This window comes from Methylobacterium longum (assembly GCF_022179385.1).
GTDB lineage: Bacteria > Pseudomonadota > Alphaproteobacteria > Rhizobiales > Beijerinckiaceae > Methylobacterium > Methylobacterium longum.
Genome location: NZ_BPQS01000007.1, coordinates 61,734 through 76,694 on the forward strand (window position 1 = coordinate 61,734; position 14,961 = coordinate 76,694).

General features: G+C 71.8%; 10 protein-coding genes. 3 read left to right on the forward strand and 7 right to left on the reverse strand.

Annotated elements, in window-relative coordinates; all coding sequences use genetic code 11:
- Positions 1-24: 24 nt before the first annotated feature.
- Positions 25-1,854, reverse strand: coding sequence for an AsmA family protein (locus MFF58_RS08685; protein ID WP_238286664.1), 1,830 nt, complete (start codon positions 1,852-1,854; stop codon positions 25-27).
- A 310-nt stretch (positions 1,855-2,164) separates the two neighbouring features.
- On the opposite strand from MFF58_RS08685, the gene MFF58_RS08690 reads away from it, so the two are divergent.
- Both MFF58_RS08690 and MFF58_RS08695 read left to right on the forward strand, forming a co-directional pair.
- A complete protein-coding gene (locus tag MFF58_RS08690) occupies positions 2,165-2,905 on the forward strand; it encodes a CoA transferase subunit A (protein WP_238286667.1) in 741 nt (246 codons plus the stop codon).
- A 24-nt stretch (positions 2,906-2,929) separates the two neighbouring features.
- Complete coding sequence (locus tag MFF58_RS08695; RefSeq protein ID WP_238286669.1) at positions 2,930-3,592, forward strand: 3-oxoacid CoA-transferase subunit B; 663 nt, start codon at positions 2,930-2,932, stop codon at positions 3,590-3,592.
- A gap of 256 nt (positions 3,593-3,848) precedes the next feature.
- On the opposite strand, the gene MFF58_RS08700 is transcribed toward MFF58_RS08695, so the two are convergent.
- From MFF58_RS08700 to MFF58_RS08710, 3 genes are all read right to left on the reverse strand, one after another.
- Entirely contained in the window at positions 3,849-4,535 is a 687-nt protein-coding gene (locus MFF58_RS08700; protein ID WP_238286670.1) for a metal ABC transporter permease, read from the reverse strand.
- Between the two features lie 167 nt (positions 4,536-4,702).
- The gene (gene acnA, locus MFF58_RS08705) at positions 4,703-7,402 is read right to left on the reverse strand and encodes an aconitate hydratase AcnA (protein ID WP_238286671.1); all 2,700 of its coding nucleotides are present in this window, start codon (positions 7,400-7,402) and stop codon (positions 4,703-4,705) included.
- Between the two features lie 441 nt (positions 7,403-7,843).
- Positions 7,844-8,653 (reverse strand): CDC27 family protein, encoded by an 810-nt coding sequence (locus MFF58_RS08710; RefSeq protein WP_373323309.1) that lies wholly within the window; start codon positions 8,651-8,653, stop codon positions 7,844-7,846.
- 177 nt (positions 8,654-8,830) lie between these two features.
- Between MFF58_RS08710 and MFF58_RS08715 the strand changes: the two genes are divergently transcribed.
- Positions 8,831-10,195: a leucyl aminopeptidase family protein gene (locus tag MFF58_RS08715; protein ID WP_373323310.1), complete on the forward strand. Its 1,365-nt coding sequence runs from the start codon at positions 8,831-8,833 to the stop codon at positions 10,193-10,195.
- 318 nt (positions 10,196-10,513) lie between these two features.
- Here MFF58_RS08715 and MFF58_RS08720 read toward each other — a convergent pair whose 3' ends face one another.
- The 3 genes from MFF58_RS08720 to MFF58_RS08730 all read right to left on the reverse strand — a co-directional run bounded on the left by MFF58_RS08720 (position 10,514) and on the right by MFF58_RS08730 (position 14,823).
- Positions 10,514-11,686, reverse strand: a complete 1,173-nt coding sequence (locus tag MFF58_RS08720; RefSeq protein WP_238286674.1) for a M20 aminoacylase family protein — start codon at positions 11,684-11,686, stop codon at positions 10,514-10,516.
- Positions 11,687-11,878: 192 nt separating this feature from the next.
- Positions 11,879-12,352 carry a Cu(I)-responsive transcriptional regulator gene (gene cueR / locus MFF58_RS08725; RefSeq protein WP_238286675.1) on the reverse strand — a complete coding sequence of 158 codons (474 nt, stop codon included), beginning with the start codon at positions 12,350-12,352 and terminating at the stop codon, positions 11,879-11,881.
- Complete coding sequence (locus MFF58_RS08730) at positions 12,349-14,823, reverse strand: heavy metal translocating P-type ATPase (protein WP_238286676.1); 2,475 nt, start codon at positions 14,821-14,823, stop codon at positions 12,349-12,351. The genes cueR and MFF58_RS08730 overlap by 4 nt, the downstream gene beginning before the upstream one ends.
- Positions 14,824-14,961 lie beyond the last annotated feature (138 nt).

The following is a 14,961-nucleotide window of genomic DNA, read 5'->3' on the forward strand; positions in this document are numbered from 1 at the left end:
CCGTCGAAGGCGCCATCGGGGATGCTACGGAGCGTAGGCGCGGACCGTGCCGGGGAGGCCCAGCGCGGCGGGTTCCTTGAGGGCTTCGGGCAACATCGCCTCCCCTGCCCGGCCCGCCGCCTCGGCGGCCTCGTCCTGCGCGCCGGTCTGAACGGCGGGCGCGCTCAAGGGTCCCGCGATCTCGAAGGACAGCCCGCGCGACGGCTCGCTCGAGGGTCGCAGGACGAGACTGCCCCTGGCGTTGAGGCGCCGGTCCGGCAGCGACACCTGTCCGTGCAGGGTCGCCCCGACCGCCGACCCGATCAGGCCCGCCTCGGCGATCTCGCCGATGCCGTCGGCGAAGCGGAGGGTGATGGCGGCGCGCTCGAAGGCCGTACGGCCGTTGCGGCGCGCGAGCGCCCCGGCCGCGACGGCACCGTTGCGGTGGATGACGTCGGCGAGGTCGAGGCCCGTGATCGTGCCGTTCTCGACGGCGAGGCTCGCCCGACCGCCGAGGCGCGCCAAGAGGCCGGCGCTGTCGCGGGCGCTGGCCTCGAGGGCGAACTGGCCGTGCGCAGGCCCCGTCAGCCAGCGGGCTACGCCGAGGTCGCTCAGCAGGCTGCCGAGATCGAGGCGGTCGAGGCTTCCCTGCGCGCGCATCTCGGTCGCGTCCGGATCGGCTCCGCTCGCCAGGGTCATCCGGCCCTTGAACGTGCCGTTCTGGATCCGGGCCCGGTTCACCGCGATCTCGACGGCGGCGTCGCGCACCAGGACGCTCGCCGCCAGATCCTGGACCTGAACCGGCCCGACCTGTCCCTCGGCCGCCGACAGGCGCAGATCGAGGTCCCCGCGCGTGAACGGTCCCAGGGCCAGCGGTCGGGTTTCCCGGTCGAGGAGTTGCCTGAGGTCACCGACCAGGGGCGCGAGGTCGAGGGTCTCGGCCGCCAGCGTCGCCTGAACGGAGAGGCGGGGCGTGGCGCCGGGGCCCAGGGCGACGGAGCCCGCGCCCTCCAGCACGTTCTGGCCGAGGCCGATCCGCAGGCTTGGCCAGGACACCGACCTGTCCGCGGTCTCGATCCGCCCGGCGATCGAGAAAGCGCCGGCGAGGGGCGAGAGCGGCACGTCCCGGCCGATCCAGGTGAGGCACTCCGGCAGCGCGCGCGTCTCGAACCGCACCTGTCCGGCGAGGACCGGCAGCGCAGCGCCGGGCCTCGGGGGCGCCACCGTCCCGTCCGCCGCGAGGCGCCCGCCCGGCCACGCGACCTCCGCGGAGAACGGGCTGCTTCGCCCCTGGACGATGTCGGCCGGGCGCAGGTTCGCCAGGGTGATCCGCGTGGCCACGCCCTGCCAGGTCAGGCTCGCACGGCCCTCCGCCGCGGCGCTCCAGAACGGCCATGCGAGGTCGAGGTCGATGTCCCGGGCCTCATCGCCACCGTCGAGGCGGGCAGCGCTCAGAGTGATCCGGCGCGGCCGCACCGTCCCGCCGGCGCGGGCCTGCTCGGCGAGGCGGGTCAGGGGCGTCCGCCAATCGGCGTCGCGCGCGAGGCGGGCGCCCTCCAGGCGCAGCCCCCCCACGGCCGCCCGCCCGGCGAGCAGGCTCAGAAGATCGAAGTCGAGGACCAGGCGGCCGTCCGCCGCCAGCGGCGGCCCGTTTGATTCCGCCGCCACGCGGACGCGGCCCAGGGTGAGGCGCGGCAGGGGCAGCAGCGTCAGGCTCGCCGGCCCCTCGACGGTCACCGTGAGACCGTATGCGTCGAAGGCGCGGCCGGCGAAGGCGGAAGCCCTCACGGCATCCACCGGCCAGTCGCGCAGGCCGAGACCAGCGACGACCACGCTCCCGGCGGCGAGGAAGAGGATAGGGCGGCGCGGCGACATCTTGCTCCGGACGGGCCGCGGTTGCGGCCGGAAGCCGGGGCCGCGCCAGGCCCCCTCAAGCCGTCGCGGGGCCCGGCAGGCTCTGCTCATCGAGGCGGCGTTGTAGCGTCCTCCGCGGGTTTTGTCTGCCGGCTCCGCACAGGACCTTCGGCCCCTCCCCTGCCGCCGGGGGTTACGGATCGCCGCCGGCCGCACGGAGTTGCGGTGTACGGCACTGGATTTCGCCGGGGGAATCGCCGACAGGGGGCGCGAGGAAACGCGCTTCCCAAAGATTTCGGCCGGTCGGGTCCGGCGGGAAAAGGACGGTTCGATGAAGAAGGTCTACTCGGATGCCGCCGCGGCGCTCGCCGGCCTCCTGCGCGACGACATGATGGTGATGTGCGGCGGCTTCGGCCTGTGCGGCATTCCCGACGAGCTGATCGAGGCGGTGCGCCTCTCCGGCGTCAAGGGCCTGACCGTCGTCTCGAACAATGCCGGCATCGACGGCGTCGGCCTCGGCAAGCTCCTCGACACCCGCCAGGTGCGGAAGATGATCTCGTCCTACGTGGGCGAGAACAAGGAATTCGCCCGGCAGTATCTCGGCGGCGAGCTGGAGATCGAGTTCAACCCGCAGGGAACGCTGGCCGAGCGCATCCGCGCCGGCGGCGCCGGCATCCCGGCCTTCTTCACCAAGACCGGCGTCGGCACCAAGGTCGCCGAGGGCAAGGAGGTGCGCGAGTTCGACGGCGAGCACTTCGTCATGGAGCGCGGCCTGTTCGCCGACCTCGCCCTGGTCCACGCCCATACGGGCGATACCGAGGGGAACCTCCGCTACCGGATGACCGCGCGCAACTTCAACCCGATGATGGCGACCGCCGCCCGGATGACGGTGGCGCAGGTGGAGCACCTCGTGAAGCCCGGCGAGATCGACCCGGACACCATCCACACGCCCGGCATCTTCGTGAAGCGCATCATCGACGTGGGCACGCGCGACAAGCGCATCGAGCAGCGCACGACCCGCAAGCGCGGCGACAGCACCCCGGCCGCCGCCGCCGGCGGCGGCACGCACTGATCGGACGGGAAGGGAGCGAACATCATGGCCTGGACCCGCGAGCAGATGGCGGCGCGCGCCGCCAAGGAGCTGGAGGACGGCTTCTACGTGAACCTCGGCATCGGCATCCCGACGCTGGTGTCGAACTACATCCCCGAGGGCATGTCGGTGCAGCTTCAATCCGAGAACGGCATGCTGGGCATGGGTCCCTTCCCGTACGAGGGTGAGGAGGACCCGGACCTGATCAACGCCGGCAAGCAGACCATCACCGCCCTGCCGACGACGAGCTACTTCTCCTCGGCCGACTCCTTCGGGATGATCCGCGGCGGTCACATCAACCTGTCGATCCTCGGCGCCATGCAGGTGGCCGGCAACGGCGACCTCGCCAACTGGATGATCCCGGGCAAGATGGTGAAGGGGATGGGCGGCGCCATGGACCTCGTGGCGGGCGTGAAGCGCGTCGTGGTGGTGATGGAGCACGTCGCCAGAAACAAGGACGGCACCGAGAGCCCGAAGCTGCTCAAGGCCTGCGACCTGCCGCTGACCGGCACCCAGGTGGTCGACCTCGTCATCACCGACCTCGGCGTGTTCGAGATCGACAAGAAGGGCGACGGCGGCATGAGGCTCATCGAGCTCGCCGACGGCGTCACCGAGGACGAGATCCGGACGAAGACCGAGGCGGACTTCACGGTCGCGCTGAAGGGCTGATCCACGCGAGCCCGGCGACACCCTTCGCCGGGCATCGTGATCGGGGATCGTCCCCCCCGCGTTATGATCCCGAACGGCTCCGCAGCAGCCTCGGCGGCGCGCTCCCGGGACGCGGTTCGATCTGGGGGCTTCCGCTGCGCCCCCGCACCGCGCGATGGCGGCGCGGGCGGGATGGCCCGCGGCGGCGGAGTCAGGCCCCGCGCTCCGACCATTCCGGTCCGCCCGACGAGGATCGCCGGGCGGGCCCCTCGCGTCGTTACATGGGCGGGGTCAGGCCGTCCTTGCCGACGGCCACCAGCTTGCCCTCGGCCTTGGCGCCGTCCTTGGCGACCACCGCGAACACCTTGGAGCCCGGGCTCAGGATCGCCTTGTCGGCCGGCTCGAAGGCGACGATCGGCGCCGAGGACGGCACCACGATCTCCTTCGACCCGTCCTTGCCGTAGCTCACCGTCAGGGTCCGCTCGCCGCCGGAGGCCGCCTTGTCGGCCTTCACGGTGCCGTTGGTCATCGCGCTCTTCACCTTGGGCGCGTTCGAGGTCTCGGCCTTCACGGTGCCGTTGGTCATGGCGCTCTTCACCTTGGCGCCGGCGCCCGCGGTCTGGTCGGTGATCGTGTCCCAGCCGTAATGGCCCTCGCCGGTGCCGCGCATCGACTCGGGGAACAGCACCACCTCCAGGGCCGTCATCGGATCCTCGCCCTTGGTGGCCGTGCCGATGAAGACGCCGTCCTTGATGGCGTCGAGGTTCGACGGGACCACCCAGGCGAACTTGGCGCCGCCGACATCCACCGTCTCCGACTTGCCGTCGTCGGTCTTGATCGTGAGCGTGCTGCCCTCGGCCTTGTCGATGGTGCCGCGGACGCGCTCGACCTGCGCGGCGAGGGCCGCGCTCGACAGCAGGGCTGTCAGGCCGGCGGCGGCGAGGGTCTTGCTGAGGTGCTTCATCGGGATCCCATCCTGACTTCAGGAGCCGGGTTATGGGGCGCCAGACCCGCCAAACAAGGTTGCGCGCAAGCGAAACATACCAGACTGACAGACAAATAAGGCGGCGCCCTCCCGGGCGCCGCCTCGAACTCACCCGGGTGCGGCGCGAACGCCGCCCCGCTGAGGGATCAGGCCGCGAGCGAGCGCAGCACGTAGGGCAGGATGCCGCCGTTGCGGAAGTATTCCAGCTCGTCGAGGGTATCGATCCGGCAGGTCAGCGGGACCTCCTTCACCGAGCCGTCGGCGGACTTGATCTCCGCGATCAGCGTCTGGCGCGGCTTCAGCTCACCCGCCAGCCCCTTGATGGTGACGGTCTCGTCCCCCTTCAGGCCCAGCGACTGCCAGCTCGTCTCGCCCTGGAAGACCAGCGGCACCACGCCCATGCCGACGAGGTTCGAGCGGTGGATGCGCTCGAAGCTCTCGGCGACCACGGCGCGGATGCCGAGCAGCTTCGTGCCCTTGGCCGCCCAGTCGCGCGACGATCCGGTACCGTATTCCTTGCCGGCGAAGACGACGAGCGGCGTACCCTCGGCGGCGTATCTCTGCGCCGCGTCGTAGATGAACATCTTCTCGCCGGAGGGCTGGAACAGCGTCCAGCCGCCCTCGACCACGCTGCCCGAGGGGTCGCGGACCATCTGGTTCTTGATGCGGATGTTGGCGAAGGTGCCCCGCATCATCACCTCGTGGTTGCCGCGCCTTGTGCCGTACTGGTTGAAGTCCTGCACGCGCACCTGATGCGACTGCAGGTACTCGCCGGCCGGCGAGGCCGCGCGGATGTTGCCTGCGGGCGAGATGTGGTCGGTGGTGATCGAGTCGAGGAACAGGCCGAGGATGCGGGCCTCCGCGATGTCCTCCACCGGCTTCGGGGTCTTCTCCATGCCGACGAAGTACGGCGGGTTCTGCACGTAGGTGGAGCCCGGGTTCCACGCGAAGGTCTCGGCCTCCGTGACCTCGACGTCCTTCCAGTTCTGGTCGCCGCCGAACACGTCCGCGTAGCGCGACTTGAACAGCGCCGAGGTGATGTTCTCCTCGATGAACTGCTGGATCTCGGCCGAGGACGGCCAGATGTCTTTCAGGTAGACGGGCTTGCCGTCAGACCCCAGGCCGAGCGGCTCCGTGGTGATGTCGATCTGCATCGAGCCGGCCAGCGCGTAGGCGACGACCAGCGGCGGCGAGGCGAGGTAGTTCGCCCGCACGTCCGGGTTCACCCGGCCCTCGAAGTTGCGGTTGCCCGAGAGCACCGCCGCCGCGACGACGTCGTTGTCGTTGATCGCCTTGGAGATGGCCTCCGGCAGCGGGCCGGAATTGCCGATGCAGGTCGTGCAGCCGAAGCCCACGAGGTTGAAGCCCAGGGCGTCGAGGGGCTCCTGCAGCCCGGACTTCTCCAGGTACTCGCCGACGACCTGCGATCCGGGGGCCAGCGAGGTCTTCACCCACGGCTTGGAGCGCAGGCCCTTGGCGACGGCGTTGCGGGCGAGCAGGCCCGCGCCGATCATCACCGAGGGGTTCGACGTGTTGGTGCAGCTCGTGATCGCGGCGATCACCACGTCGCCGTGCCCGATGTCGAAGTTCGTACCCTCGACCGGGTAACGGCGCGCGAGGTCGGCGGCCTTCTTGAACTCGGTCTCCATCGAGGTCGCGAAGCCGGGCTTGGCGCCGTCGAGGAGCACCCGGTCCTGCGGGCGCTTCGGCCCGGCAAGCGAGGGCCGGACCTCGCTCATGTCGAGCTCCAGCGTGTCGGTGAAGACCGGATCGGGCGTGCGGGCGTCGCGCCACATGCCCTGCGCCTTCGCGTAGGCCTCCACCAAGGCGATCCGGTCGTCGGACCGGCCGGTGACCTTCAGGAAGTCGATGGTCTTCTGGTCGACGGGGAAGAACCCGCAGGTCGCGCCGTACTCGGGCGCCATGTTGGAGATGGTGGCCCGGTCGGCGACCGCCATGTCGTCGAGGCCGGGGCCGTAGAACTCCACGAACTTCCCGACCACGCCCTTCTTGCGCAGCATCTGGGTGACGGTGAGCACGAGATCGGTGGCGGTGGTACCCTCGGGCAGCTTGCCCGACAGCTTGAAGCCGACGACCTCGGGTATCAGCATGGAGAGCGGCTGGCCGAGCATGGCCGCCTCGGCCTCGATGCCGCCCACGCCCCAGCCCAGCACCGCCATGCCGTTGACCATGGTGGTGTGCGAATCGGTGCCGACCAGCGAATCCGGGTAGGCCACGTCGGACCCGTCCTCGGATTTCGTCCAGACGGTCTGCGAGAGGTATTCCAGGTTCACCTGATGGCAGATGCCCGTGCCCGGCGGGACCACCGAGAAATTGTCGAAGGCCGACTGGCCCCATTTGAGGAAGGTGTAGCGCTCGCCGTTGCGCTCGTATTCCAGCGCGACGTTATCGGCGAGCGCCTTCGGGGTTCCGAACTCGTCGACGATCACCGAGTGGTCGATGACGAGGTCCACCGGGACCAGCGGGTTGATCTTCTGCGGGTCGCCGCCCAGGGCCACCATGGCGTCGCGCATGGCGGCGAGGTCGACCACGGCCGGGACGCCGGTGAAGTCCTGCATCAGCACGCGGGCGGGGCGGAACGCGATCTCGGCCTCGGCCTTGCCCTTCTCGGCGAGCCAGTCCACCGCGGCCACGATGTCGGTCTTCTTGACCGAGCGGTCGTCCTCGTAGCGCAGCAGGTTCTCCAGGATGACCTTCATGGAGAAGGGCAGCGCGGCCGCCGAGGCGAGGCCGTTCTTCTCGGCCTCGGGAATCGAATAATACGTGTAGGTCTTGCCGCCGGCTTCGAGCGTCTGGCGAGCCTTGAAGCTGTCTAATGATGGCACGGCTGGTTCTATCCTCGCTGCGGTTGTCGAACACGCACAGGCAAGACCTGCGCTACGAAGTCTGTGTTCGGCCTGTGTAGCGCCCGACGGGCGCGCGCCGCCCCGGGAGTGCCCGGGCAGGAGACGATGCGCGGGGGCGATTTGGACGCCCGTGGAGCCGCGCGGCGCAGCCGCGGAACGATATAGAACTTTTCGAATCTGGCCGCTACCGTGTCGTGATGACAGGTGCGTTTGCGTGTCCGGCATGGCGCGGAGGCGCGTGACGGTGGCGGGCGGACGCGCGGGGTCGCTTCGCCGTGACCGGCACTCAGGCGTCCTGGCACGGCGTCACGCAGGGGATCCGCGTCGCGGCCCCTGAACGGCAAGGCGGTTGACGGCAAGGCGGTTGTTCGTCGGAGGTCTCGGGGCGTCCGCGAAGCGGTACTGTGATGCGCCGCCGCGTCACCCCTGCCCCGGCGCACCCGCGCCGGACAGCGCCTTGGACCGATTCGGCTGGGCCGCGAGCTTGCGCAGGGACGCGACGTTCGTGGCCGCCTCCTCGGGGCTCATGTCGCGGCACAGGACCGCCTCGGCGTCGGCGAACCGGCCCTTCAGGCCCAGCACCATGGCGAGGTTCGCCCGCACCCGCGCATCGGCACCGGGCTGGTCGGCGGCCAGACGCAGGGTCTGCTCGGCCTGATCGAGGTTGCGCGACAGGGCGTAGGACAGGCCGAGATTCGACAGGAGCGAGGGCTCGTTGGGCCGGATCTTGAGGGCGGCTTCGTAGAAGCCCTGGGCGCGGGTCTGCTCGCCGAGCTGTGCGGAGGCTGAGCCCTGCGCCGACAGGATGCGCCAATCCGGGGCCGCCGGGGAATGGGCGTTGGCGAGGACGTCGATCGCCTCGCGGTAGCGGCCGACCTCGACCAGCGACTTGCCGTAGGCGCCGAGGATCACGGTGTCGCGCGGGTTGCGCAGGGCCGCCTGCTGGAGGACGGCGCTCGCCTGGCTGGTCTGGTCGGTGGCCCGGAGGGCGCGGGCATACGCGATGGCGGTGCGGGCGTCGCCCGGGTTGGCGTTGTAGCGTTCGGCCAGCGACTCGACCTCCTTGCGGGCATCGGGCGCTCGGGCGCCGCGATCGCCGATCGAGCCGGTCGTCTCCGGGGAGCGGGTGTTGCAGCCGGCGAGGCCGAGGGCGGCCAGCAGGGCGACGGCGAGGCCGGCGCGGCGTCCCGCGGAAGCCGACGTGGTGGCGACACGGGTCAGGGCCGTCATCATGGTACGCTCCGCGGGCGGGACGGTGAAGGCTGGCGCGCGCTTCACGCTCCCGGCCGGCCGGTGATAGAGCGTTAACCCTAACCAGCGGTTAAGCCGGCGGACCGGCCGGCGCACGAGAGGCCCATGACTCAGGCTGACACGACGCAGGCCGGAACTCCGGCAGGGCGGCCGGCTATGATGCCCGCAGACACGCCGGCCGTGCCGGTGACCCTGGTCACGACGGCGTCCTGGACGGAGGCCGAGGCCGGCCTGGAACAGGCCCAGCGGCGATTTGCGCAGGCCCTCGGCTTCACGCCGAAGGCGGGCAGCCTCGCTCTGCTGCCCGGCCCGGACGGCACCCTCGCCCGCGTGCTGTACGGCCTCGGCGACCCCGAGGCGCCCACCTACGACCGGCTGCTCGTCGGCAAGCTGCTGGGTCTGCTGCCCGAGGGCATCTTCCGCCTGGAGAACGCGCCCGATCCCGCAGAGGCCGCCCTCGCGTGGCTGATGGGGAGCTACCGGTTCGGCCGCTACCGCTCCGGCGGCGGCACCAAGGCGCGGCTCGCGGCGACGGCGGGCATCGATGCCACCGAAGTGGAGCGCATCGCCGCCGCGGTGGCGCTTGGCCGCGACCTCGTCAACACCCCCGCCAACGACCTCGGCCCCGCCGAGATCGAGGCCGCCGCCCGGGGGCTCGCCGAGCGCCATGGCGCGGCGATCAGTGTCGTGCAGGGGGACGCGCTCGCCAGCAATTTCCCCCTGATCCACGCCGTAGGGGTCGCTTCGCCGCGGGCGCCGCGGCTGATCGATCTGACCTGGGGCCCGGCGGACGCCCCGCGCGTGACCCTGGTCGGCAAGGGCGTGGCCTTCGACACGGGCGGCCTCGACATCAAGCCGTCCTCCGCGATGCTGCTGATGAAGAAGGATATGGGCGGCGCCGCCGCGGCGCTCGCGGCGGCCGACATGGTCATGGGCGCCGGTCTCAGGCTGCGCCTGCGCGTGCTCATCCCCGCGGTGGAGAACGCGGTCTCGGGCAATGCCTTCCGCCCCGGCGACGTGTTGCCGAGCCGCGCCGGACTCAGCATCGAGATCGGCAACACCGACGCGGAAGGCCGGCTGATCCTCGCGGACGCCCTGACCCTGGCCGATGCGGACGGCCCGGAGCTGATCCTCGATTACTCGACGCTGACGGGCGCGGCGCGGGTGGCGCTCGGGCCGGACCTGCCCGCATTCTTCACGGAGGACGAAGCGCTGGCCGAGGCGGTGGCGCAGGCCGGCCGGACGGCGATCGACCCGATCTGGCGGATGCCCCTGCACGCCCCCTACGCGAGCCTGCTCGACTCCAAGGTGGCCGACCTCAACAACGTCTCGGGCGGGCCTTTCGCGGGGGCGATCACTGCGGCCCTGTTCCTGCGGCGCTTCGCTCCGAAGACGAAGGCGCACGGGCATTTCGACCTGTACGGCTGGAACCCCTCGACCAAGCCCGGCCGGCCGGAGGGCGGCGAGGTCCAGACCGCGCGGCTGACCTACGCGCTCCTGAAGGCGCGCTACGGGGGGTGATGCGGCTGCCGCGTCGTCGCGGGCGCTGCGGGGCTACCCGGCGCGGCGCCCGATCTCCGCGTCGGTGCGCCCGCGATGACGATGGCGCCGGCGGGCGTGCGGCCTGTTGGCGGGCACCGCGGCTTTCAGGCCGAAGATCGGGCGGGCCAGACGTCGACGTGACCCCCGAGCCGGTACAGCCGGCCCAGGGTCGTCAGGGTGTAGAGCCCGGGCAGCAACGGGATCCGGGGCATCTCGGCGATCTGGCCGGCGGGTCCCCTAAGGACGGGGCCGCCCCGCGCAGCCAGAGCGGGACGGCCTCGGCGAGGGCGTGAACCCTCAGGCTTGGAGCGGCAATCCCGTCTCGATCAGGCGCGCCCATAGGGAAGCGCCGTATGGCGCAGCCGCGTCGTTGAAGTCGTAATGGGGATGGTGGAGCGAGGCACTGTCGCCGTTGCCGATGAACATGTAGGCGCCGGGGCGGCGCTCGAGCATGTAGGAGAAGTCCTCGGCGGTCATCATCGGCGCCACCGCGCGGTCGACGTTCTCCTCACCGACCACAGCCGCGGCTACGTCGGCCATGAAAACCGTCTCGGCCGGATGGTTCTCGGTAACCGGGTAGCTGCCGCCGAACTCGGTGACGCCGGTCGCGCCGAAGCCCGCGGCGATCTCGGCCACCAGCGTCTCGATGCGCGCCCGGACCTGCGTGCGCAGCGCCGAAGACAAGGTGCGCACGGTGCCCCGCAGGGTCACGGTCTGCGGCAGCACGTTGAACGCATCGCCGGCTTCGAGCGTGCACACCGAGACCACGGCCGACTGCACCGGATCGATGTTGCGCGACACGATGCTCTGCAGGGCGATGATGACGTGGCTCGCCACGAGCACGCTGTCGACGGCGTTCTGCGGCAGGGCCGCGTGGCCGCCGCGGCCCTCGACGGTGATGGTGAAGCGGTCGGTGGAGGCCATGATCGGACCCGGCCGGACCGCGAAGGTCCCCACAGCCATGCCGGGGATGTTGTGCATCCCGTAGACCGATTCGATGCCGAAGCGCTCCATCAGCCCGTCCTCGACCATCGCCTCGCCGCCGCCGCCGCCCTCCTCCGCGGGCTGGAAGATCAGCACGGCCGCGCCGTCGAAATCGCGGGTCTCGGCGAGATACTTGGCGGCGCCCAGCAGCATCGTCGTGTGCCCGTCATGGCCGCAGGCGTGCATCATGCCCGGCACGGTCGAGCGGTAGGGCAGATCCCGCACCTCCTGGATCGGCAGCGCATCCACGTCCGCGCGCAGCCCGATGGCGCGGTTGGAGGCGCGCCCCTTCCCGCGGATCACGCCGACGACTCCGGTGCGGCCGATGCCGGTCACCACCGCGTCGCAGCCGAAGGACCGGAGTTTCTCGGCCACGAACCCGGCCGTCCGCTCCACGTCGTAGAGCAGCTCCGGATGGGCGTGCAGGTCGTGGCGCCACGCCTGCATCGTTTCGGCGAAGTCGCGAATCCGTTCGAGGACGGGCATCGGATCGGGGCTCTCGTGGTCCAGGGAATATCGACCGTCCCAGCAAAGCCGGGGCCAGAGCCGTCGTCAACGGCCGCGCTCGGGGAGGCCGCAGAAGGAAAGCTGACGGACGAGCGGTTGACCGCCGAGCGGTGGCCCGGCCGCGTCCACCTCAAACGTCGTCAAGAACCGACCGCGAGGACGCTGCCCCGCTCAGACGCTCTTCCGCGCCGGTCCGCGCCCCGGCAAGCCGCGGCGCGACGGCCGGGGCATCGGCGCACGATCCGCCGCGGCGAGGTCGTCCAGGATCGGGCATTCGGGACGGTCGTCGCCGCAGCAGGCATCGGACAGGTGCTCCAGGGTCCGGGCCATGCCCTCCAATTCGGCGATGCGGCGGCGCAGATCGGCGATCTGCTCCTGCGCGATCGCCTTCACTCCGGCACTCGGCCGGGCGCGGTCGCGCCAGAGCGCCAGCAGGTCCGCGATCCCGTCCACGCTGAAGCCGAGATCCCGGGCCCGGCGGATGAAGCGCAGCGTGTGCAGGTCGGCCTCGCCGTAATGGCGGTACCCGGACTCCGACCGAACGGCTGGCGGCAGCAGGCCTGTCGCCTCGTACCAGCGGATCATCTTGGCCGAGACGCCGGTGCGGCGCGCCGCCTCGCCGATGGTCAGGGGCGCGGCGCTCATGCCGGCCTCGGGGTGAGTGCGTCCGCGCCGGCCGGCGCAGGTCGCCGGCCCGCCCGGCGCAACCGCAGGGCGTTGCCCAGGACGAAGACGCTGGAGAACGCCATCGCGCCCGCGGCCAGGATCGGCGAGAGGGCCGGGCCGCCGAACGGCACCAGCACGCCCGCGGCGACGGGGATCAGCGCGGCGTTGTAGGCAAAGGCCCAGAACAGGTTCTGGCGGATGTTGGCCATGACGGCCCGGGAGAGGGCCAGCGCCTCGACCAGGGAGTCCAGGGCGCCCGACATCAGCACCACATCGGCGCTGTCCATGGCGATGTCGGTGCCGGTCCCGATGGCCAGCCCGACATCGGCCTCGGCCAAGGCGGGCGCGTCGTTGATGCCGTCGCCCACGAAGGCCACCGGCCCGTGCTCCGCCCGGAACCGCTGGACCGCCTCGACCTTCCCGCCGGGCAGAACCCCGGCGGCCACCACGTCGATGCCGAGGCCACGGGCGACGCCCGCGGCGGTGCGGGGATCGTCGCCCGTCACCATCGCGACGGTGAGGCCGCGGGCCTTCAGTGCCGCCACCGCCTCACGGGCGCCGGCCTTCACGGGATCGGCCACGGCCAGTACGGCGGCGTGGCGCCCGTCCAGAGCCAGATGGATCGGGCTCCGCCCGTCCTCGGCCAGCCCCTCGGCGCGGGCCATGAGGGTGGGATCCGGCGCGATGCCGAGACGGTCGAGGTAGCGCGGCGCGCCCAGGACCACGGCCTGCCCGGCCACGCGGCCGGAAATGCCGAATCCCTCCAGAGCCTCGACGGTGTCGGGTTCGAGCGTGCGGAGGCCGCGGGCCCGCGCGGCCGCCACGACGGCGCCGGCCAGCGGATGCTCGGACCGGCTCTCCAGGCCGGCCGCCAGCGCGAGCGCCTCGTCCGCCGCGACGCCCGGCGCCGGAACGAGATCCGTGATCCGCGGCCGTCCCTCCGTCAGGGTGCCGGTCTTGTCGAGGGCGACGACGCGCACGTCACGCAAGCGCTGCAGCGCTGCGCCGTCGCGGAACAGGACACCGCGTCCCGCCGCCCGGCCGGTGCCGACCATGATGGCGGTCGGCGTCGCCAAGCCCATGGCACAGGGGCAGGCGATGATCAGCACCGCCACCGCGTTGACCAGTGCCGTCCCCAGGGCGGGGGCCGGAGCGAGGAACAGCCACGCCAGGAAGGTGATCAGAGCGATGCCGATCACGGCGGGCACGAAGCGCCCGGTCACCCGGTCGACCAGCGCCTGGATCGGCAGCTTGCCGCCCTGGGCGCGCTCCACCATGGCGGCGATCTGGGCGAGCACGGTGGCGCCTCCGACCGCATCGACGCGGAGATCGAGGCTGCCGCGGCCGTTGAGGGTGCCGCCGACCGTCCGATCGCCCGGCCCCTTGCGCACCGGTGCCGCCTCGCCGGTGACCATGCTCTCGTCGACGAGGCTGGTGCCGGACACCACGGCGCCGTCGGCGGCGACGCGCTCGCCCGGACGGACCCGGACCACATCGCCGACCCGCAGCGCGTCGAGCGGCACCTCGGCCTCCGCGCCGTCCCGGACCACCCGGGCCACCTTCGGTGCCAGGTTCATCAATCGGGCGATCGCCTGCCCGGTGCGGCCCCTGGCCCGGGCCTCCAGGGTCCGGCCGAGCAGGATCAGCGTGACGATGAGCACGCTCGCCTCGAAGTACAGATGCGCCGCGCCGACGGGTAGCAGGGCGGGCTCCACGGTCGAGACCAGGGAATAGAGATAGGCCGCACCGGCGCCGAGGGCGACGAGGGCGTTCATGTCCGGATGGCCGCGCAGGAGGCCCGGCACGCCCTTGAGAAAGAAGCGCCGGCCCGGCCCGACGAGCACCAGCGTAGCCAGGACGGCCTGGACCAGCGCTGTCACTGCGCCGCCGTCCGCGCTCGGCAGGACGTGGCCGCCCATGTCGAGGATCACCACGGGGGCCGAGAGCAGGGCCGCGGCGAGCAGGTCGCGGCGCAGGATCCGGCTCTCGGCCTCCTGACGCGCCGCGGGGTCGGCGGGATGCGCCGCGTCGACGGGCCGGGCCTCGTAACCCGCCGTCTCGACGGCGGCGACCAGATCGGCCATCGCGACGACGCCCTCGGGATAGCGGATCGCGGCGCGCCCGGCGGCGAGGTTGACGCTGGCGCCGGTCACGCCCGGTACGGCGGCGAGCGCCCGCTCGACGCGGCCGACGCAACTCGCGCAGGTCATCCCGTCGACCGCCAGCAGGCTCTGCGTCTCGGGCACCGGATAGCCGGCCTCCGCCAGAACCGCGGCCGCGTCGGCCGGACCGGCGGCGCCTTCCAGGATGAGGCTGGCCCGGCTGGTGGCGAGGTTGACCGCCACGTCGCGCGCGCCGGGCAGGGTCCGGAGGACACGCTCGACGCGCCCGACGCAGGAGGCGCAGGACATCCCCTCCACGGGGAGTGTCAGGACGACGGGGTCCGGCATGGCGGCAGTTCCATTCGAAGCTTCCACGCTGCGTCAGATGGGGGTTCCCATCATGGGAAGGTCAAGGGCCAGGCTCGCGGACGTGTCACGGGGGGCTTCGTCGAAGTGCCCGTTGCGGAATCGCGCGGGTCCGTCGAA

Bases quoted from the DNA above. Each gene is read 5' to 3' on its own strand.
- MFF58_RS08715 (WP_373323310.1), top strand. From the start codon at position 8,831: ATGATGCCCGCAGACACGCCGGCCGTGCCGGTGACCCTGGTCACGACG.
- MFF58_RS08730 (WP_238286676.1), bottom strand. From the start codon at position 14,823: ATGCCGGACCCCGTCGTCCTGACACTCCCCGTGGAGGGGATGTCCTGC.
- MFF58_RS08690 (WP_238286667.1), top strand. From the start codon at position 2,165: ATGAAGAAGGTCTACTCGGATGCCGCCGCGGCGCTCGCCGGCCTCCTG.
- MFF58_RS08685 (WP_238286664.1), bottom strand. From the start codon at position 1,854: ATGTCGCCGCGCCGCCCTATCCTCTTCCTCGCCGCCGGGAGCGTGGTC.
- MFF58_RS08710 (WP_373323309.1), bottom strand. From the start codon at position 8,653: ATGACGGCCCTGACCCGTGTCGCCACCACGTCGGCTTCCGCGGGACGC.
- cueR (WP_238286675.1), bottom strand. From the start codon at position 12,352: ATGAGCGCCGCGCCCCTGACCATCGGCGAGGCGGCGCGCCGCACCGGC.
- MFF58_RS08700 (WP_238286670.1), bottom strand. From the start codon at position 4,535: ATGAAGCACCTCAGCAAGACCCTCGCCGCCGCCGGCCTGACAGCCCTG.
- MFF58_RS08695 (WP_238286669.1), top strand. From the start codon at position 2,930: ATGGCCTGGACCCGCGAGCAGATGGCGGCGCGCGCCGCCAAGGAGCTG.
- MFF58_RS08720 (WP_238286674.1), bottom strand. From the start codon at position 11,686: ATGCCCGTCCTCGAACGGATTCGCGACTTCGCCGAAACGATGCAGGCG.